This window comes from Xanthomonas sp. NCPPB 3761 (genome assembly GCF_041475705.2).
Lineage (GTDB): Bacteria > Pseudomonadota > Gammaproteobacteria > Xanthomonadales > Xanthomonadaceae > Xanthomonas > Xanthomonas phaseoli.
This window is the reverse complement of record NZ_CM191262.1, coordinates 3,192,175-3,210,350: the sequence shown is the minus strand read 5'-3', so window position 1 is coordinate 3,210,350 and position 18,176 is coordinate 3,192,175. Positions and strand designations below refer to the sequence as shown.

Here is an 18,176-nt window from a genome sequence, read left to right as displayed (position 1 = left end):
TGCGGCAGCTTATGTTCGTGGTGAGGCGTCGTCCTGGCCACTGTTTCCGGCCACTGTCTGGAGCTGCGACGTTGACGCGTGCTCTGCAGCGGGAGCGGGCGCCGGCACCGGCACCGGCAGCAGTTGCTCGGCCAAGCCACGATAGATCGGCGTCTTGCAGACCAGCCCGGAGACTGCGCGCGCGATCAGCACGGTGGCCAGGATCGGCAGCAGCATCTGGCCGGTGTCGGTGAGTTCCAGCGAAATCACCGCCGAGGTCAGCGGCGCCTGGGTCACGCCGGTGAGATAGGCGCACATGCCCAACAGCACGAAGGTGCGCGGGTCCACGTTGGGCATCAGCACCGAGAGGTTGTGGCCGATGCCGGCACCCACTGCCAGCGCCGGCGAAAACAGTCCACCCGGAATGCCGGCCAGATACGAGACCAGGTTGGCGATGAGTTTCATCAAGCCGAACTCGTGGCCGACCACCGCATGCCCCTGCACCAGGCTGCGCGCCTGTTCGTAGCCGGTGCCGAAGGCGCCTTGCCCGAACACCAGCGCCAGCCCGACCAGGGCAACGCCGCACAACGCGGCCAGCAGCACCGGATGCCGTTGGCGCAGCGCGCCCAAACAGCGCGGTTTGCCGCTGACGCTGGCCAGCACCATCCGCGCGAAAAGGCCGCCGAGTAACCCGGCCACGCTGCTGCACAAGGCGATCGCCAGCCAGGCCTGGCCCAACGGCAAGGCCACCGCCACCTTGCCGAAATAGGTGTAGTTGCCCAGCAGGCCTAATGACACCACTCCGCCGACGATCACCGCGGTGAGCAAGGTGCCGGAAAAGCGGTGCTCGAAACGCCCGCTCAGTTCTTCGATCGCAAAGACCACGCCCGCCAGCGGGGTGTTGAACGCGGCCGCGATGCCGGCGGCGCCGCCGGCGAGCAGAAAATGCGAGAGCTCGCGTGGGTCGCGAAAACCGAACCAGCGCCCGAACACATGCATCAGGCTGGCGCCGACATGCACGGTGGGTCCTTCGCGTCCCACCGATGCGCCGCCGAGCAGCGACAAGGTGGTCAGCGCGAGCTTGCCAACCGATACGCGCAACGAGAGGTTGCTGTCGCGAAACGCCGGGTCCGGGTGCTCCAGCGCGGCGATCACCTGCGGGATGCCGCTGCCGCGCGTGGGCCGCAGCGCACCGGAGGTGAGCCAGGCGAGCAGGGCGAAGATGCCCGGCGTCAGCAGCAATGCCCACCAGATCGAGTGTGCGGTAATGCGTTGAAAGAGATGAAAAGCCGCGTCGCTGGCCTTGGCGAACACGATCGCCACCAGCGCCACCGCAATGGCGCCGCCCCACAGTGCAGCGCGACGACGCCAGCCTTCGCTGGACAACAGCGGCCGCGAGCGACGCGGCGGGGGATTGGAACCGGACATTGCGTCATTGTCGCACTGCCGGGCCGCAGCGATGTCTACAGCGATCCGCATTGTTGCGCGCTCGCCAACACGCGCTGCGCGGCGGCGAGGTGGAGCGGGGTCTTCCCTGCGTGCGCATTGTCGGCGTTGATGCGGCCCGCTTACGCACCGCGGCGGCGTTGCGGATGCCGGTCGCGATTACTGGGCATCTGTTGCCGGCGGCATGCGCAGGGCCGGCAGCAAGGTTGCCGGGTTGCCATCGTTGGGTGCGGCCGCAATCCCCAGCAGCCGCGTCATCAGCGCATAGACATCCACGTTGTCGAAGCCCGGCAGTGTCTTGCCCTGCGCCAGATCCGGGCCTTGCGCCAGGAACACCGCACGCATCGACGGCAATGCCGGATCGAAACCGTGCGAGCCACGCATGCCTTGCCGCGCGCGCTTGGCAAGCTTGTCCGGGAAGAGCGCATCCCAGCCTTCGTGCATCTGGCAGACGATCGACGGAATGCGCGGGTGGCTGCCGTACTGCCAGCTTGCCGGCAGCTCGGCCTTGCGCCAGCAGTCGTAGTGGTCGTGCGCGCCAAGCGTGCTGGCCTCGGCAGCGGCCTGTTGCCCGGGCAGTGGCTCCAAACCGATCACCTGGCCGTCGGTGATTGCGGTGGCGATCTGCGGCGGCGCGATGTCTTCCACGCTGATCGCATGCCCTGGCGCAACCTCGGCCATGCCATGGTCGGAGACCACGATGATGTTGGTGCGCGCACGCGTGCCATCGCGTTGCATGCCTGTCAGCAGCCGGCCGATGGCCGCATCCACCGCGCGCACGGCGTCGGCGTATTGGCGCGATTCCGGGCCGTGGTCGTGGCCGGCTTCGTCCACCTGTTCGAAGTACAGCGTGACGAGGCGATTGCGCTGGGCACCGTCGGTTTTCAGCCAGCCCCGCACTGCGTCCACGCGCGTGTCCAGGCGCACGCCTTTTTGGTAATGGCGCCATTGCGACGGGCGCACGCCCTTGATCGCCGCCTCGCTGCCTGGCCACGACCAGGTGGCCGCATGCTGGCCCGATTTTTCTACGTCCACCCACACCGGTTCGCCGCCCCACCAGCGCGCATCGCCCACCGCGTCGGACTTGCTCAACCAGAATCCCCCAAGCGTCGGGTCGCGCATGCTGTTGTGCACGATGCCGTGGTGGTCCGGGCGCAGCCCGGTGACCAGGGTGTAATGATTGGGAAACGTCAGCGACGGATACGCGGGCGTCATCCAGCGCGCACGGACGCCTTCGCGTGCCAGTTGCGACAGGTTCGGCGTGATGCCGCGATCGAGCATGTCCGCGCGCAGGCCGTCGATGGAGATCAGCAGCAAGGTGTGCGGGTTGCTGGCCGATGCGATGTTCGCAGATGCAGTTGGCAACTGCGTGGGCGCGCTGCGCGCGGATGGCTGGCTGCTGCAGGCCGCAAGCAAGGCAAGCGCCGCTGCGGCAATTCCAAGACGTCGGTCGATCATGGCGTAAGTCTACGGCGCAGCGATGACGCCGCGAAGTCAGCCGGTGCGCACTGCCGAGGCAGATGCGAACAGATCGTCGGCGCGCGCCGCACCACGCGGCGACCAGCCTTCCAACTGCAACAACGCCTGCTTGGTCGGCAGGCCGCCACCGAAGCCGGTCAACGTGCCATTGGCGCCGATCACGCGATGGCACGGCAGCACGATCGGCAGCGGGTTGCGCCCATTGGCAGCGCCCACCGCGCGGCTCGCGGCCGGCTTGCCCACCGCCTGCGCAAGCTGCGCATAGCTCCAGGTCTGCCCGAACGGAATCTGCGCCAGCGTGCGCCAGACCATCAGCTGGAACGGTGTGCCGACCGGTGCCAGCGGCAGATCGAAACTGCGTCGCCCGCCGTGCAGGTAATCGAGCAGCTGTTGGCGTGCTTCGCGCACCAGCGGCGCATCGGGGTCGTGCAACCAGCGTGCACGGCCGACGGCGTCGTAGCGGTTCTGCGCGAACAGGATGTGGTGCACGCCGGTGTCGTCGGCGGCCACGCTCAGTGCGCCGATCGGCGAGGGGAAGGTGTCGTAGTACAGGGGACTCATGCGCGGGTGTCCTTGCGGTCGTTGGCCAGATGCCACAGGTGCAGCACGGCGTAGGCGCGCCACGGTCGCCATGTCTGCGAACGGGCATCGGTGGCGCGTTCGCTCAGGCGCCCGGGGGCGCCGAGCACCTGCTGCAGGATCAGGTCGCCGGCCGGGAACGCATCTGGGTGGGACAACGCGCGCATGGCGATGTAATGCGCGGTCCACGGCCCGATCCCGGGTAGCGCGGTGCAGGCGGCGATGAAATCAGCCAGGCGCTGCCCGGCACCGAAGTGCAGCTGGCCTTGCGCGCAGGCCGAGGCCAGCGCACGCAGCGTGGCGGCGCGCGCACGCGGCAGCCCGAGGTGTTCCAGCGGCGCGTCGGCCAACTGTTCGGGCGTGGGAAAACTGCGATCCAGCCCGGGTGGCATGTCGGCATGATGGCCGCCGTGACGGTTCACCAGGCGCGCTGCCAGCGTTGCCGCGCCGGCCACGCTGATCTGCTGCCCCAGCACTGCACGCACCGCCACTTCGAAGCCGTCCCAGCCCCCGGGTACGCGCAGACCGGGTCGGCGTGCAATTGCCTCGGCCAGCAGTGGTTCCGGCGCGAGCGTGGCATGCACGGCCTGCAGGTCTGCATCCAGATCGAACAGCCGGCGCACGCGCCGCACGATCTGCGGAACCTGGCGCGGGTCGGTGGCGCCGATGCGCAGCAGCAGTTCCGGGCGCTGCGGTGCCGCGCTGACCTCGATCACGCTGGCCTTGCCCGGCGCGCCGATCACGCGCCGGTAACCGTTGGCGTCGACCTGCTCGATGCCCGGAATCGCGCGGCGCTGCAGGAAGGCCAGCATCGCCGGCAGATCCAGCGGCGGGCGATAGCCCAGGCGCAATGTCAGTTCGCCGCCCGGCACCTCGGCACGCTGCTTGCGCAGTGCAGAGGGCGGCATGCCGCAGCCCTGCAGGAAGGCCGCATTGAAGCGGCGCAGGCTGTTGAAGCCGGCTGCGAGCGCGACCTCGGTGACCGGCAGGGCGGTTTCGGTCAGCAGTTGCTTGGCCAGCAGCAGCCGATGCGTGCCGTGCACCTGGATCGGCGTGGCACCCAGCTGCTGCACGAATTGCCGCTGCAGCTGGCGCGCGCTCACGCCCACCGCATCGGCCAGCGTCTGCACCGGCTGCGCCTGCAGCGCGCCGTCGGCAATCATCGCCAGCGCGCGCTGCACGCTTTCTTCGCCCAGATGCTGCTGCGCCTGCGGCGACAACTCCGGCCGGCAGCGCAGGCATGGCCGGTATCCAGCAGCGCTGGCTGCCGCGGCGGTGGGGTAGTAACTGACATTGGCCGGCTTCGGCGGCGGCGCCGGACACACCGGGCGGCAATAGATGCCGGTGCTGCGCACCGCGGTGAAAAACAGCCCGTCGAAGCGTGCATCGCGTGCCAGGCGGGCGCGGTCGCATTGGGTACGGTCGGGCGTTGCGGTCTGCATGGCGCCAGTCTATGCCCTCGCTCCGGCGCCGGCTGGCCGTTTTCGGACAGGGTTGCGGTGGCCTCGCGCGTTCATGGCCGGGTCAACCCTTCGACCCATTCAGCCATAGACTGCGGGTGATCTCCGTCGCGTTCCGTGCCCCACATCATGCTGAAATCGGTTTGTCTGTCCCTTGCCTGCTTGCTCCTGCTGGCCGCCTGCGACCGGTCGGCGACCTCCGCCGATGCAGCGGCTGCGCAGCAAAGTGGTGCGGGGCAGGCAGGCGATGGCGATCACATGGTGTCGGTGGATACGCCCGAACCGGTACCGCCGCCGCGCCCGCGCACGCAGGCAGGCGAGGCAGGCTGGCCGCAGGCGGAACTGGAATCGGGCCAGGCCTGGATCAGCTGCGCGACCGATTACAGCCGCGAGGCCGGCGACGGCACGCTGCTGCCGGCACTGGACCGGGCCAGCGTGGAAGCGGCGCTGGCGCCGTGCCGCGAGACCGGGCTGGTGCGGGTGCGCTACGCCGGCAAGATCAATGCGGGGTTTGCCGCGCTGGTGTGGCGGCTGGCCTCGGTGGCCGAGCAGTGGAAGTTGCCGCATCGCATCCTGGACCTGGACTCCAGTGGCGGGCAGGTGGAGGCGGCCATCCGTGCCGGCGACACCATCGGCGAGTCCAACTGGACCATCTGGGTGCGCGAAGGCTCGATCTGCCACAGCGCCTGCGTGTTCGTGCTGGCGGCCGGCGACAACCGCCTGGTCGCCGGCAAGGTCGGCATTCACCGCATGATGCGGATCAGTTCCAAGGCCACCTCGCGCGCCGAGCTCAATCGCGAATTGCGCGAGGTCTACGGCAACGTCAAGGATTACCTGGAGCGCAACGGCGTGGCGGTGGCGGTGGCCGACCTGATGATGACCGTGCCCAACCGCAGCCTGCGCCTGCTCAGCATGGAAGAGCTGCGCGAATACGGGCTGGATGGCACCAACGCCGTGCAGGACGATCTGGAGCGCATCCGCCAGATGCGCAAGTGCGGCGATGCCTTCGTACGCCGCAAGGACGCGTTTCTGGTCGCCTTCGACCAGAAGTGCAAGGGCGAGGGCGCAGACCTGGACGCGGTCAATGCCTGCGGCCTGGCCTTGAAGCAGCGCTTCGGCTTTCCGGATGCCGCCTGTCCGGAAGAAAGCCCGCTGGCCGAAACCGATGCCGCGGCGCTGCCGGCCAGCCCGCCGGCCGAGACGCAGACGGGTGAGGCGCAGACCGGCCAGGCGCAGACCGGCCAGGCGCAGAACGACCAAGTCCAGCGCGACGCCGCAGGTGCGGCAACACCTGCAGCCGAGCCAGACGCCGCGCCTGCGCAGGATGCGGCCCAGGCCGGCCCGCCGTCCGCGCTGCACCCCGACGGCTGAGCGCAGCGACCGGCTTCACGCGTATCGCACTGGGTGCTGCCTATCGTCGCTGCATCACAACCGAGCCGGTGACGTATGCGAGGCAAGACCAAGGGTGTGTTACTGGCATATCTCCCGTCGGCCCTGCTGGTGCTGGTCGGCTTCGGCGTGGCCGAGTTGCTGCGTCTGGCCGCTGCCGCCATGCACGAACAATGGCCGGCGACACTGGCAACCTGGCTGAGTCTGGCGGCGCTGATTGCTGCGATCGCGCGTGCCTTCTGGGTCAGTTGGCGTCTGTGGCGGCCGCGTGGCGTGACGGCCGTGCCGCCGGCTCCCGGGGGCGAGGTCTAGATTGCGCAGGCAACGACGCTGGGACTTCAAGGTTGGTGGGTGCTTGTGCGGGATGGGGGCTTGGCAGCTTCAAATGGTTGCGGCACGCGTCCACGCCCAGCCGATGCCGATATCCGCAGCATGCCCGCCACTCCGGACAGAGGGAGGAAAACGCCGCTGCCAAACCCGATGACGTCGATGCGTGCGGCCGTGGCCAGAGCTTGCTGCTCGTCGCTTGCGCGCTCGAGCGGTGCATTGTTCCCGAGGCCCGCGTCAGCGCTTGGCGTGTTGTCGTCAGTGCCGTCCCCGCACCTGCACCCGCAGACTTGTGTTGCGCATGACACACCCTAGACTGCGCTACCCACCCACAGGTGGGCGGGCGCCTTCCCTTTCCACCCGATCCGTACAAGGTCCTTGTCCCATGCTTCGTTCTCGTCTGGTTATCGTGTTGGCACTGGCTCCAGCGCTGGCGTTCGCTCAACAACCGCAGGCCGCCAGTCGTCCCGCTGGCCCGGCTGCGGCGCAACCGGCCGCTGCGGGGCCCGCAGCGCAGCCGGCGCTTAGCCCGGCGCAGCAGGCGCAGCTGACCAAGCAGAACACCGAGATGACCCAGGCCGCCTTGCGCGTGGCGCAGATGGTGGACGGCAACCAGGTTGCGTCCCTGTGGGATGGCGCGTCCAAGGTCGCCAAGACCGCCGTCAAGCGCGATGTCTTCGTCAGCCAGATCGGTACCGAACGCGCGCGGCTGGGTGCGGTAGTGGGGCGCGGGCAGGGCTCGGTCACACGGGTCAAGTACGGTCCCGGCGCGCAGGTGCCCGAAGGCCTGTATGTCAACGTCAGCTTCCCGACCCGTTTCGCCAAGGCGCAGCAGCCGGTCCGCGAGTTGGTGTCGTTCCGTCTGGACGAAGACAAGACCTGGCGGTTGGCCGGTTACAGCCTGCGCACGGCGGTGAAGTGATGTTTCCATCGGCCGGGAGAAACGTATGCAACTGACGATCGAGCTGCAGATGCTGGGCTGGGCGATGGTGCTCGGGTTGGTTCAACTGCTGGCTGCCTCGGCCAGCATGACCGCCCAACGCGGCACCAAGTGGAACGCCAGCGCACGCGATGGCGAGGCCAAGCCGCTGACCGGCGTGGCCGCCCGGTTGGACCGCGCGTTCCGCAACTATCTGGAGACCTTTCCGATCTTCGCGGCCGCCGTGCTGGCGGTGAGCGTGGCCGGGCGCACCAGCGCAGACACCGCACTCGCCGTGCAGCTCTATCTGTGGGCGCGCGTGGCCTATGTGCCGGTATATGCCGCGGGTATCCCGTACCTGCGCAGCGCCATCTGGGTGGTGTCGTTCTGGGGCATCATCAAACTGGTGCGTGCACTGCTGGGCATTTGAGGCAGCGTCGCCGGCAGGTGTGAGCTTCAATCAGCAGCTTGCACCCGCGCCAAGATTGCATCGATGGCCGCCTGCGTATTGCCGGTACGCAGGGCTTGCTCCAGCAGTGGAATCACCCAGGCGCAACCGGCCCTGGTCACATGTGCACACCAGTGGCCGCGCCAGGTGTCCAGTTCTTGCAAGGCCAGCATGCTGCAGCCGCCTCGCTCGGCATGGCCGCCGCGGATGGATTGCTCCAGCCAGAACGGCTTGTCCGCGTCGATGGCGATCGAAAAAACACAGACGTCGTGCGTCGGATCGTCGGCCGAAGGTGCGTTGTTGCGCCGGCTGATCTCCACGACCTTCATGCGTCAGGCTCGGCGTCCGGGTCCCATGCCAGTACGCGAATTTCCACATCGTCCAGCTGTACCAGCTGGCCGGGGCGGATCTTGGCGGTCTTGCGCAGCTCCTGCACGCCGTCGACGCTGACCGCGCCGCTGGCGACGATCGCCTTGCCCTGGCCGCCGCTGTCGGCAATGCCGGCCAGCTTGAGCAACTGGTTGAGTTCGATGTAGTCGCCGTCCAGGTCGAATTCCAGGTATTGCATGGTGCGCTCGGTCGCAGTGAGGCCGCGATTATCCGCCTACTCGCGCTGGAAACGCGCGATCTGTTCCAGCAGGGTTTCGGTACGAGCGACGCTGCGGCCGGCGTGCACGGTGTCCAGGCGTTCCAGCCAGGGGTGACCGCTGCGCTGCAGCCGTCGATAGCACAGCCAGGTGCCGATGCCGCCGAGTACGCCGACCAGCAGGTTGCATAGCAGCCAGGCGTACGGCAAGGAAACGCCGGTGAACGCGCGCCACGCAGCGTCTGCCACTGCCACCCACAGCACCCAGAACGCTACGCCCAGCCACGGCGCCACGCGTGTGCGCCAGCGCCGCAGCTGTGCAAGCGCGCGCTGTGTCTGCAGCAGTGGCCTGGCGAAATCCAGCTGCGACAACAGCCACAGTTGACGGGCCGCAGAGGCTGCCAGCGCAACGCACCACATCTGCAGCAATACTCCGCCGACGATGGCTGCCGCCTGTTCGGGGAACGCAAGCCAGCTGTGGGCAACGCAGCCGCTCAATCCGATGGCGCACAGCAGTTGCGCCGACTGGCTCAGCCACAACGGGCGCAGGTGCGCGCGTGCTGCGTGGCTGCGCAGGTCGCCGAGCAGTTGGTTGGTGAGTTCGGCTTGTTGGTCCAGCCGTTGTTCCAGCGAACGCCAGGCCAGGGCGATGTCGTCCAGTTCCATGTCTTGCTCCGGTTGCGGATTGGTGGGGTTCACAGCTCGGCGCGGATGCGCGACTTCAGGCGGCTGAGTTTGGTGGCGACATTGGTTTCGCTGATGCCGAGCACGTCGGCGATCTCGCGATAGCTGTGTTCGTCCAGATAGAGCAACAGCAGCGCGCGTTCCAGCGGCGGTTGGTGTGCGATGAAGGCATACAGCGCGGCCACCTGTTGCTCGCGCACCGGGTCGTGCGCACATGGATCGGCGATGCGCTCCACCACCGCGTCCAGCGCGATCGGCTCGCCGGCCGCACGGCGGCCGCGCAGATCGCTGATCGCCACGTTCAGGGCGATGCGGTACATCCAGGTGGAAAAGCGCCGATTCGGGTCGTAGCCGGGAAATGCCCGCCACAATTGCGTGGCGATTTCCTGCGCCAGTTCGTCGCGGTCGTCGCGGCCGCGGCAATAGCTGGCCGCCACCTTCAGCACGATGGCCCGATGCTGCTGCAGCAGGGCGCTGAAGCGGGTGTGCAGATCTGTGTCCAGGGGCATGGCTCCGGTCGGGCAGGTGAAGGGGCGACACGGGGATGATTCGCGCAGGAGCGCGATTCCTCACAACCTGAATGGACTGTCACGAAAATTTCGACAGCAAGGGGGCTGAAGAGGCACACTATGCTGCTTTGCGCCTGCCGGCTCCGTGCGGCGCCTCCGGAGTTACCCATGACCCAAGAATCTTCCGCGCCGCTGCTGTTTGCAGATCTCGGCCTCTCGGACGCTGTGATGAAGGCCGTTGCCAATGTTGGCTACGAGTCGCCGTCGCCGATCCAGGCTGCCACCATCCCCGCGTTGCTGGCCGGTCGCGATGTGCTCGGCCAGGCCCAGACCGGCACCGGCAAGACCGCCGCGTTCGCGCTGCCGGTGCTGTCCAACGCCGATCTCAACCAGGTCAAGCCGCAGGCATTGGTGCTGGCCCCGACCCGCGAGCTGGCCATCCAGGTTGCCGAGGCGTTCCAGAAATATGCCGAGGCCATTCCCGGCTTCCGTGTGCTGCCGGTCTACGGCGGCCAGCCGTATGCCCAGCAGCTGAGCGCGCTCAAGCGCGGCGTGCACGTGGTCGTCGGTACCCCGGGCCGGGTGATCGATCACCTCGACCGCGGCACCCTGGATCTGTCGCAGCTCAAGACGCTGGTGCTGGACGAAGCCGACGAAATGCTGCGCATGGGCTTCATCGACGATGTCGAAGCGGTGCTGAAGAAGCTGCCGGAGCAGCGCCAGGTGGCCTTGTTCTCGGCCACCATGCCGCCGGCCATCCGCCGTATCGCGCAGACCTACCTAAAAGACCCGGCCGAAGTCACCATCGCGGCCAAGACCACCACCTCGGCCAATATCCGCCAGCGCTACTGGTGGGTGAGCGGGCTGCACAAGCTGGATGCGTTGACCCGCATTCTCGAGGTCGAGCCGTTCGACGGCATGATCATCTTCGCGCGCACCAAGGCGGCCACCGAAGAACTGGCGCAGAAGCTGCAGGCGCGTGGCATGGCGGCTGCGGCCATCAACGGCGACATGCAGCAGGCCGCACGCGAGAAGACCATCGCCCAGCTCAAGGACGGCAAGCTGGATATCCTGGTCGCCACCGACGTGGCCGCACGCGGTCTGGACGTGGAGCGCATCAGCCACGTGCTGAACTACGACATTCCTTACGACACCGAAAGCTACGTGCACCGCATCGGTCGCACCGGTCGTGCCGGGCGTAACGGCGACGCGATCCTGTTCGTGACGCCGCGCGAGAAGGGCATGCTGCGTTCGATCGAACGCGCCACCCGCCAGCCGATCGAGGAAATGCAGCTGCCGAGCGTGGACGCGGTCAACGACACCCGCGTCGCGCGTTTCATGACCCGCATCACCGAGACCCTGGCCGGTGGCCAGATCGACATGTACCGCGATCTGCTGCAGCGCTACGAGGCCGAAAACAACGTGCCGGCGATCGATATCGCCGCCGCGCTGGCCAAGCTGCTGCAGGGCGATGCCCCGTTCCTGCTGACCCCGCCGGTGCGCGGTGCGCGCGAGGAATCCGCTCCGCGCCAGCGCAACGAGCGTGCCGACCGGGGCGAGCGCCCGCGTTTCGAACCCACGTTCGAACGTGGCCCGCGCGCCGACAGCGACCGCGCTCCGCGCCCGCCCCGCGGTGACAATGCCGGCGAGCGTCCGCGCCGCGAGCCGGCCCCACGTGGGGAGCCGGAGTTCGGCATGGAGAGCTATCGCATCGAAGTAGGCCACAGCCATGGCGTGAAGCCGGCCAACATCGTCGGCGCGATCGCCAACGAAGCCGGTCTGGAAAGTCGTTATATCGGTCGTATCGACATCCAGGATGATTACTCGATCCTGGATCTGCCGGCCGACATGCCGCGCGAATTGCTCGCCCACCTGAAGAAGGTCTGGGTGTCCGGTCAGCAGCTGAACATGCGCAAGCTGGAAGACGGCGAAGCGGCCGGTGCGGCGTCCAAGCCGCGCTTCCCGCGTGGCGGCAAGCCGTCCGGGCGCCCGAACGGCCCGGGCCGTCCGATGGACCGCGCCGGCGCGCCGCACCGCAAGGGTCCGCCGAAGCCGCGCGGCGAGTAAGCCTGCCCGGCACGGCCCGCCGGGACCCCCGCAGCTGGTCGGATTGCCCAGTATCGCTATGCATCAAAGAGCATAGCGAGCGGGTGGGGCGTTACGGCGCCTCAGGGCGGCGGCGATCAGGCCGATCCCGTCAGCGTCGCTAACCCCGAGCGCAGGACGCCAAGCGGGCGTCGCCATACAGACTCGGCCGTTGCGGCCGTTACTGCCTTCAGGCGCCAAGCGGGCGCCTGAATCGCACTGGGGCGGCGAAGGACGGACGGCGATGGCGCAGGCAGTACGCGGCAAGGGCGGTGGGCAGACCATGCATCTGGTGCGTGGCTGGCTGACGCTTCCTCTGGCGCTGTTGATCGGTATCGCCGTCTGCATGACGGTGGTGTCGGCGCTGGTGATCGAAGTCCAGTCCGGCGCGACTGCCTGGATCGTTGGCCAGAGCCATTGGTCCAACGCCCAGCAGGAATCGGTGTACTGGATGGAGCGCTACCTGGGCAGCGGCGATACGGCCGATCTGCAGGCCGCCTGCCGCGCGCTGGAAGTGCCGCTGGGCGACCGCGCTGCTCGCGTGGCGATCGAACAGCCGGCGATCGATTGGGACGCGGTCTACGCCGGTCTGGCCGCTGGACGTAATGCCCATGAAGACATGCCGCAAATGGTGCGGCTGTATCGCTACGGGCATCAATTTCCGTATCTCGGCGACGCCATCGCGCTGTGGAAGCGCACCGACGCCGGCATCCTGCAACTGAGCGACCTGGCCGACCGCGCCGCCTCGGTGCACGCCGCCAACCGGCCCGACCCGCGTGCGCTGCAGGCACTGCGCGATGAACTGCATCTGCTGGACGGCCGCATGCGCCGCGATGCGGCCGAATTCCTGGCCTACCTGACCCGCTGCGCGCGGCTGTTGCACGATGTGATGGTGGTCTGCAGCCTGGCCACCTTGCTGCTGGTGTTGATCACCTGCGTACTGGCGATGCGGCGCATTCGCGATTATCTGCTGTCGCATGAAGGTCGCTTCCGTACCGCGTTTCAGCAGGCAGCGCTGGGCATGGTCAAGTTCGACCTGCGCGGCAATGTGCTGGATGCGAATGCGTCGATGGCCAATGTATTGCTCTACCGGCCCGAAGAGCTGCAGGCGTGCACGCTGGCCGAGGTGATGCATCCGGAAGACATCAAGCTGGACAGCCGCGGCATGCTCGATTGGCCCAAGCTGCTGCAGTCCGGCGAGCTGCGCTTTCTGCGTGCCGACGGCGGGGTGATGTGGGGCCGCTGGAGCGCGTCGTTGGTCGAGCCGGGACCGGAAGAGCCGACCCTGGTGCTGGCGGTGATCGAAGATGTCTCGCACGCGCACGAGCTGGCCGACGAAGTGGCCTTCCATGCGCGCCACGATGCGATGACCGGGTTGATCAATCGGCATGAAATCGAACGCCGGCTGCTGCGCCTGATCGAGCTGCCGCAATCGCCACAGATGTGCCACGCGCTGTGCTTTGTCGACCTGGATCACTTCAAGCTGGTCAACGACACCTTCGGGCATGCGGTGGGCGACAGGTTCCTGTGTCACTTCGCCGACGTGATCACCATGCAGCTGCGTTCTGGCGATTGGTTGGGGCGCCTGGGCGGCGATGAGTTCGCCATCCTGCTGGCCAATACCGATCTGGCGCAGGCGCAAATCGTGCTGGAACGCATGCACGGCGTGCTCGGTCAACCGTGGAGCCATCAAGGCGGGCGACCGCTGACGCCCAGCTGCAGTTTTGGCGTGGTGGAGATTCGCCAGGGCGTCAGCGACCTCACGACCTTGATGACCGCCGCCGATCTGGCCTGTCATGCGGCCAAGGAAGAAGGCCGCAACCGCGTTCGCTGCTTCAACGAAAACGATCTGGCGCTGGCGCAGCGCCGCCACGATGGTGGCTGGATCAGTGCAGTGCAACAGGCGATCGCCGAAGAGCGCTTGCTGTTGTACGCGCAGAAGATCCAGGTGCTGAACGACCCGGGGCGCCTGCAGTACGAGGTGCTGGTGCGCATGCGCGCCAGCGACGGGCGGGTGCTGAGCCCGGGTGAATTCTTGCCGGCGGTGGAGCGTTACGGCCTGGGGCGCATGGTCGATACCTATGTGCTGGAAGCGCTGTGCGCGCAGTTGTCGGCCAACCCGATGCATGTGGCGACGCTGGACCTGTGCCACGTCAATCTGTCTGCGCAATCGATCGCGCAGGCGGATTTTCTCGACGTGGTCTGTGCCCTGTTCGAACGCTACCCGGCACTGGTGCCGAAGCTGTGCATGGAGATCACCGAGACCGCGGTCATCGGCGATCTGGAACACGCGCAGCGTTTCGTGCAGAGCGTGCGCGCGCGCGGCTGCCACGTGGCGCTGGACGACTTCGGCAGCGGCCTTGCCTCGTTCGGCTATCTCAAGCAATTCACCGTGGACGTGTTGAAGATCGATTGCGGCTTCGTCCGCAACTATGCGCACGACGCGGTGGATCGCGCGGCGGTGCATTCGATCGCCCAGGTCGGCCTGGCGCTGGGCATCGAGGTGGTCGCCGAAGGCGTGGAATCGGAGGCCGACATCCCCGGTCTGCGCGACGCCGGTGTGGGCCAGGTGCAGGGTTTCAGCCTGCATCGTCCATGCCCGCTGGAAGAGTTGTTGCACACGCCGCAGCTGGTGGCCGTCTCCGGGTAAGCGCGCCTGACCCAGGCGACGTCGGGCAGCGTCATGCCGGTGCTGCGTGCACACGCCTTTACGACTGCCTGCTGCCGATTGCTGGCCCGCGCAGCCGGCATGACGCACGGCCTGCTCCAAATCGCCGATAATTGGCAGATGACGATCCGACTCAACAAATACATCGCCGAAACCGGCTTCTGCTCACGCCGCGAGGCCGATCGCCTGATCGGCGAACGCAGGGTCACCGTCAATGGCGTGCCCGCCGGCACCGGCGCGGTGGTGGGCGAGGAAGATACTGTGCTGGTGGATGGCCAGCCGCTACGCATGCGCGAGGCCAAGAAGCTCGGCGGTCGCAAGCACGTCTATATCGCGCTCAACAAGCCGGTGGGCATCACCTGCACCACCGAGAGTTCGGTCAAGGGCAATATCGTCGAATTCGTCGGTCATGAGCAGCGCATCTTTCCGATCGGCCGGCTCGACAAGGACTCCGAAGGGCTGATCCTGTTGACCAGCAACGGCAACATCGTCAACGAGATCCTACGTGCGGAAAATCGCCACCAGAAGGAATATCTGGTCGCGGTCAACAAACCGGTCACCGACGAATTCCTGCGCGGCATGGCACGCGGCGTGCGCATCCACAACGAAACCACGCTGCCGTGTCGCACCGCGCGTATTGCCAAATTCGGCTTCCGCATCGTGCTGGAGCAGGGCCTGAATCGGCAGATTCGCCTGATGGCTGCCGAATTCGGCTACCGGGTGACGCAACTGCGCCGGGTGCGCATCGACAACATCAAGCTGGCTGCGCTCAAGCCGGGGCAGTGGCGCAACCTCAGCGATGCGGAATTGCGCGGGCTGCTGCCGCAACGCACCGACTGGTAAGCGCCTGTGCCGGGCCGGCTGCATCGCTGCCAGGTCAGCGCAGCCGGCGTTTCAGACACGGCACATGCGCGCGTGGTAGTGCCGTGCTGCCGCGCCACACGTGCAACCCCGTGGCGGGTATTTGCGCCCGCCCGATGGATCACGCTTCGAAACGGCCGATGCCGGCCAGGGCGGTGCTTGCGGCACGGCAGGGTGCGGGCCAGCCAGATGGTGGCACGTGCCGGGCTCCGGCATACTTTCACAGATAACAGCCAGGGGGCGGCAGTGATCAAACCGGAATTGCCGAGCAACGAGGCCGAGCGGTTGGCCGCGCTGCGCCAGTACGACGTGCTGGATACGCCGGCCGAACGTGCATTCGACGACCTGACCATGATTGCCTCCACGCTGTGCGAGACGCAGATGGCGGCGGTGGTGCTGGTGGACGAAGACCGGCAATGGTTCAAGTCTGCGCACGGTGCGCCACGCAGCCAGGCACCACGCGATATCTCGTTCTGCGCGCACGCGATCCTGCGCCCGGACGAAGTGCTGATGGTGGACGACACCTTGCTGGACCCACGCTTCCACGATAACCCGATGGTGGTCGGCAGCGGCGGGGTGCGCTTCTACGCTGGCGCGCCGCTGGTGACCAGCCAGGGCATGGCGCTGGGCTCGCTGTGCGTGTTCGACCAGACCCCGGCGCACCTGCGCGAAGACCAGCGCCAGGCCTTGCAGGCGTTGTCGCGGCAGGCCTCGCACCTGCTCGAGTTGCGGTTGGCCGGCAGGCAGTTGCGCCAGCAGTTGCACGAGCGCGAGTGGTACGAACAGCAGATGGCCGGCTATTACGCGCAGATGGATGCGTTGAACGCCGACCTGGTCGAACAGACCCGCACCGATCCGTTGACCGGCCTGTCCAACCGGCGCGCGTTCGCGGTGGCGTTGGCGGCGGCCACCGAACAGGCGCGTGCGGTGGGCCAGCCGCTGTCGGTCGCGCTGCTGGACGTGGATCATTTCAAGACCGTCAACGATGTGCATGGGCACGATCAGGGCGATGCAGTGCTGCGCGAACTGTCCACGTTGTTGCGTGCGCATATGGCCGGTGCCGGCACCATCGCCCGGTATGGCGGCGAGGAATTCGTGTTGCTGCTCCCCAATGCGGATCTGCTGCAGGCACGCGTGCAATGCGAATACCTGCGCCAGAGCGTGGCGGCGATGACGATCGCGCTGCCGGTGACGGTGAGTATCGGCGTGGCGACCTTGTACCCGCAGGAAAGCGTGGAGGCAGTGATCAAGCGCGCCGACCAGGCCCTGTATGCGGCCAAGCGCGGCGGGCGCGATCAGGTGGTTGCGCTGGAATAGGGGCGGGCGCGGCTGCGCGCCTGCCGATGCAGATGGCCTGGCGAGCGCATGGGACGTCGATTGCCGTGTGCCGGGCGCCGAACCGGCGCGATGCAGCGTGAGCGTCGGCGTGCATCAACGCAGAGGTCGCTGTGGGGACGCGTGGTCTTGCCGCGCAGTGCAATCAGTCGACGATGTTCTTTGCCTCGGCTGTGCCGAGCACTTCCGGGTGCGCGACCGTACGCCGACGCTCCAGGACCGGATGCAGGAATACCGCGCCGAGAATGATTGCCACGCCGAGATAGAACTGCAGGGTCAGTTCGCGTTGTTCGCCCAGCAGCGCGATCGCCAGCACGATGGCATAGACCGGTTCGAGATTGGTCACCAGTTGCACCGAATAGGCGCTCAGATGCCGCAAGGCGACCAGCGCCAGCGCGAAGGGCAGCAAAGTGCAGGCCAGCGACAACGCCAGCAGCAGCACGCCATCGTGCAGGCCGGGCACCACCAGCAGATCGCCATGCAACGCCGGCAGCAGCAGCGGCATGGCCGGTGCAAGCAGGGTCAGGGTCAACGTGCCGGCACCCAGTTCCAGCGCGGTGACGGTGAGCGGGTCGGCATGCGCCACCATGCGCTTGTTGAGCGAGCCGAATAGCCCGACGAACACCGCCGAAATCGCGCCTACCACCACGCCGGCCCGCATGCCGTCCGGCACCCCGCCGACGACCAGCGCCACGCCGGGCAACACGGCCAGCCCGAACAGCAGCTCGCGCGGACGGAATGGGCGATGCGTGACCATTGGCTCGATCACCGCGGTGAACACCGGCGCCAGTGCGATACAGGTCGCCGCCACCGATGCATTGGCCAGCTTGATCGCGCCGTAGAAGGTGAGCCAGTGCAAGGCAACCAGCGCGCCGATGCCGCAATAGCCCAGCACTACACGCCCGGACAAGCCGCGCAACCCACGCCACACGCGTGGCCACAAGGCCAGTGCCACCACGACGATCAACATGCGCCACCACACCAGCGGCAATGCCTGCAGCGTGATCAGCTTGCCCAGGATCGCGGTGATGCCCCAAAGCAGGACGCAGAAATGAATTTGCAGTTGCGCCTTGCGCAGGTCGGTCGTGGGCATGCGTCATTGTCGCCGAAAACGGCGTGATGTTGCGCTGCGAGGGAATCGGCGGCGGCGTGCAGCGGCGCCGATGGAGGGATGGCTGATCAGGCTGTCGCGCAGTCATCGCGCGAGACGCCCGCCATCGACCGACTTGCATCACGGCAGGAGAGTCCACGAGCGATGCACCACCTTACGCCGCGATCGATCGCCGTACCCCGGCGCGCAACGCCGTGCTCAGGAGACGGCCGTATCCATCATCGCCGATTGCCCTCATGCGCGGGCCAAGAGCGGCTGATAAACCAGCAAGCCGTCGTCAGATGGCTGGGGATGCCGCACGCAGAATCCGA

The 18,176-nt window shown here is 67.3% G+C and carries 17 protein-coding genes; 8 read left to right on the top strand and 9 right to left on the bottom strand.

Going from position 1 to position 18,176, the window contains the following annotated elements; translation table 11 throughout:
* Positions 1 to 9 precede the first annotated feature (9 nt).
* The 4 genes from ACCQ00_RS14045 to ACCQ00_RS14030 all read right to left on the bottom strand — a co-directional run bounded on the left by ACCQ00_RS14045 (position 10) and on the right by ACCQ00_RS14030 (position 4,925).
* A complete protein-coding gene (locus tag ACCQ00_RS14045; protein WP_039570252.1) occupies positions 10 to 1,407 on the bottom strand; it encodes a chloride channel protein in 1,398 nt (465 codons plus the stop codon).
* A 177-nt stretch (positions 1,408 to 1,584) separates the two neighbouring features.
* A complete protein-coding gene (locus tag ACCQ00_RS14040; protein ID WP_372353962.1) occupies positions 1,585 to 2,883 on the bottom strand; it encodes an alkaline phosphatase family protein in 1,299 nt (432 codons plus the stop codon).
* A 36-nt stretch (positions 2,884 to 2,919) separates the two neighbouring features.
* A complete protein-coding gene (locus tag ACCQ00_RS14035; protein WP_039570256.1) occupies positions 2,920 to 3,465 on the bottom strand; it encodes a methylated-DNA--[protein]-cysteine S-methyltransferase in 546 nt (181 codons plus the stop codon).
* The gene (locus ACCQ00_RS14030; RefSeq protein WP_039570258.1) at positions 3,462 to 4,925 is read right to left on the bottom strand and encodes an AlkA N-terminal domain-containing protein; all 1,464 of its coding nucleotides are present in this window, start codon (positions 4,923 to 4,925) and stop codon (positions 3,462 to 3,464) included. Before ACCQ00_RS14030 ends, ACCQ00_RS14035 begins: the two co-directional genes overlap by 4 nt.
* A 147-nt stretch (positions 4,926 to 5,072) precedes the next feature.
* On the opposite strand from ACCQ00_RS14030, the gene ACCQ00_RS14025 reads away from it, so the two are divergent.
* The 4 genes from ACCQ00_RS14025 to ACCQ00_RS14010 all read left to right on the top strand — a co-directional run bounded on the left by ACCQ00_RS14025 (position 5,073) and on the right by ACCQ00_RS14010 (position 8,008).
* Positions 5,073 to 6,314 (top strand): COG3904 family protein, encoded by a 1,242-nt coding sequence (locus ACCQ00_RS14025; RefSeq protein ID WP_039570261.1) that lies wholly within the window; start codon positions 5,073 to 5,075, stop codon positions 6,312 to 6,314.
* 75 nt (positions 6,315 to 6,389) lie between these two features.
* Entirely contained in the window at positions 6,390 to 6,644 is a 255-nt protein-coding gene (locus ACCQ00_RS14020; protein WP_017155825.1) for a hypothetical protein, read from the top strand.
* Between the two features lie 400 nt (positions 6,645 to 7,044).
* Entirely contained in the window at positions 7,045 to 7,581 is a 537-nt protein-coding gene (locus ACCQ00_RS14015) for a DUF4019 domain-containing protein (protein ID WP_039570263.1), read from the top strand.
* Between the two features lie 25 nt (positions 7,582 to 7,606).
* Entirely contained in the window at positions 7,607 to 8,008 is a 402-nt protein-coding gene (locus tag ACCQ00_RS14010) for an MAPEG family protein (RefSeq protein ID WP_007963996.1), read from the top strand.
* A gap of 26 nt (positions 8,009 to 8,034) precedes the next feature.
* Here ACCQ00_RS14010 and ACCQ00_RS14005 read toward each other — a convergent pair whose 3' ends face one another.
* The 4 genes from ACCQ00_RS14005 to ACCQ00_RS13990 are packed head-to-tail and all read right to left on the bottom strand — an operon-like array spanning position 8,035 to position 9,805.
* The gene (locus ACCQ00_RS14005) at positions 8,035 to 8,355 is read right to left on the bottom strand and encodes a hypothetical protein (protein WP_022558939.1); all 321 of its coding nucleotides are present in this window, start codon (positions 8,353 to 8,355) and stop codon (positions 8,035 to 8,037) included.
* Positions 8,352 to 8,594, bottom strand: coding sequence for an RNA-binding S4 domain-containing protein (locus ACCQ00_RS14000; RefSeq protein WP_005929320.1), 243 nt, complete (start codon positions 8,592 to 8,594; stop codon positions 8,352 to 8,354). The genes ACCQ00_RS14005 and ACCQ00_RS14000 overlap by 4 nt, the downstream gene beginning before the upstream one ends.
* A 36-nt stretch (positions 8,595 to 8,630) precedes the next feature.
* Positions 8,631 to 9,278 carry a hypothetical protein gene (locus ACCQ00_RS13995; protein WP_022558940.1) on the bottom strand — a complete coding sequence of 216 codons (648 nt, stop codon included), beginning with the start codon at positions 9,276 to 9,278 and terminating at the stop codon, positions 8,631 to 8,633.
* Between the two features lie 29 nt (positions 9,279 to 9,307).
* Entirely contained in the window at positions 9,308 to 9,805 is a 498-nt protein-coding gene (locus ACCQ00_RS13990; protein ID WP_022558941.1) for an RNA polymerase sigma factor, read from the bottom strand.
* A 168-nt stretch (positions 9,806 to 9,973) separates the two neighbouring features.
* On the opposite strand from ACCQ00_RS13990, the gene ACCQ00_RS13985 reads away from it, so the two are divergent.
* The 4 genes from ACCQ00_RS13985 to ACCQ00_RS13970 all read left to right on the top strand — a co-directional run bounded on the left by ACCQ00_RS13985 (position 9,974) and on the right by ACCQ00_RS13970 (position 16,736).
* Complete coding sequence (locus ACCQ00_RS13985; protein WP_039570267.1) at positions 9,974 to 11,872, top strand: DEAD/DEAH box helicase; 1,899 nt, start codon at positions 9,974 to 9,976, stop codon at positions 11,870 to 11,872.
* Between the two features lie 262 nt (positions 11,873 to 12,134).
* Positions 12,135 to 14,540, top strand: a complete 2,406-nt coding sequence (locus ACCQ00_RS13980) for a putative bifunctional diguanylate cyclase/phosphodiesterase (protein WP_017155818.1) — start codon at positions 12,135 to 12,137, stop codon at positions 14,538 to 14,540.
* Positions 14,541 to 14,678: 138 nt separating this feature from the next.
* Positions 14,679 to 15,401 (top strand): pseudouridine synthase, encoded by a 723-nt coding sequence (locus tag ACCQ00_RS13975; protein WP_033473845.1) that lies wholly within the window; start codon positions 14,679 to 14,681, stop codon positions 15,399 to 15,401.
* 207 nt (positions 15,402 to 15,608) lie between these two features.
* The gene (locus ACCQ00_RS13970) at positions 15,609 to 16,736 is read left to right on the top strand and encodes a GGDEF domain-containing protein (RefSeq protein WP_372353961.1); all 1,128 of its coding nucleotides are present in this window, start codon (positions 15,609 to 15,611) and stop codon (positions 16,734 to 16,736) included.
* A 163-nt stretch (positions 16,737 to 16,899) separates the two neighbouring features.
* Here the strand turns inward: ACCQ00_RS13970 and ACCQ00_RS13965 are convergent, their stop codons facing one another.
* Complete coding sequence (locus tag ACCQ00_RS13965) at positions 16,900 to 17,847, bottom strand: DMT family transporter (RefSeq protein ID WP_039570271.1); 948 nt, start codon at positions 17,845 to 17,847, stop codon at positions 16,900 to 16,902.
* Positions 17,848 to 18,176 lie beyond the last annotated feature (329 nt).

What these genes read in the sequence shown, in the direction of transcription:
- ACCQ00_RS14045 (WP_039570252.1), bottom strand. Translation starts at nt 1,407, where the DNA reads ATGTCCGGTTCCAATCCCCCGCCGCGTCGCTCGCGGCCGCTGTTGTCC.
- ACCQ00_RS14040 (WP_372353962.1), bottom strand. Translation starts at nt 2,883, where the DNA reads ATGATCGACCGACGTCTTGGAATTGCCGCAGCGGCGCTTGCCTTGCTT.
- ACCQ00_RS14035 (WP_039570256.1), bottom strand. Translation starts at nt 3,465, where the DNA reads ATGAGTCCCCTGTACTACGACACCTTCCCCTCGCCGATCGGCGCACTG.
- ACCQ00_RS14030 (WP_039570258.1), bottom strand. Translation starts at nt 4,925, where the DNA reads ATGCAGACCGCAACGCCCGACCGTACCCAATGCGACCGCGCCCGCCTG.
- ACCQ00_RS14025 (WP_039570261.1), top strand. Translation starts at nt 5,073, where the DNA reads ATGCTGAAATCGGTTTGTCTGTCCCTTGCCTGCTTGCTCCTGCTGGCC.
- ACCQ00_RS14020 (WP_017155825.1), top strand. Translation starts at nt 6,390, where the DNA reads ATGCGAGGCAAGACCAAGGGTGTGTTACTGGCATATCTCCCGTCGGCC.
- ACCQ00_RS14015 (WP_039570263.1), top strand. Translation starts at nt 7,045, where the DNA reads ATGCTTCGTTCTCGTCTGGTTATCGTGTTGGCACTGGCTCCAGCGCTG.
- ACCQ00_RS14010 (WP_007963996.1), top strand. Translation starts at nt 7,607, where the DNA reads ATGCAACTGACGATCGAGCTGCAGATGCTGGGCTGGGCGATGGTGCTC.
- ACCQ00_RS14005 (WP_022558939.1), bottom strand. Translation starts at nt 8,355, where the DNA reads ATGAAGGTCGTGGAGATCAGCCGGCGCAACAACGCACCTTCGGCCGAC.
- ACCQ00_RS14000 (WP_005929320.1), bottom strand. Translation starts at nt 8,594, where the DNA reads ATGCAATACCTGGAATTCGACCTGGACGGCGACTACATCGAACTCAAC.
- ACCQ00_RS13995 (WP_022558940.1), bottom strand. Translation starts at nt 9,278, where the DNA reads ATGGAACTGGACGACATCGCCCTGGCCTGGCGTTCGCTGGAACAACGG.
- ACCQ00_RS13990 (WP_022558941.1), bottom strand. Translation starts at nt 9,805, where the DNA reads ATGCCCCTGGACACAGATCTGCACACCCGCTTCAGCGCCCTGCTGCAG.
- ACCQ00_RS13985 (WP_039570267.1), top strand. Translation starts at nt 9,974, where the DNA reads ATGACCCAAGAATCTTCCGCGCCGCTGCTGTTTGCAGATCTCGGCCTC.
- ACCQ00_RS13980 (WP_017155818.1), top strand. Translation starts at nt 12,135, where the DNA reads ATGGCGCAGGCAGTACGCGGCAAGGGCGGTGGGCAGACCATGCATCTG.
- ACCQ00_RS13975 (WP_033473845.1), top strand. Translation starts at nt 14,679, where the DNA reads ATGACGATCCGACTCAACAAATACATCGCCGAAACCGGCTTCTGCTCA.
- ACCQ00_RS13970 (WP_372353961.1), top strand. Translation starts at nt 15,609, where the DNA reads ATGGTGGCACGTGCCGGGCTCCGGCATACTTTCACAGATAACAGCCAG.
- ACCQ00_RS13965 (WP_039570271.1), bottom strand. Translation starts at nt 17,847, where the DNA reads ATGCCCACGACCGACCTGCGCAAGGCGCAACTGCAAATTCATTTCTGC.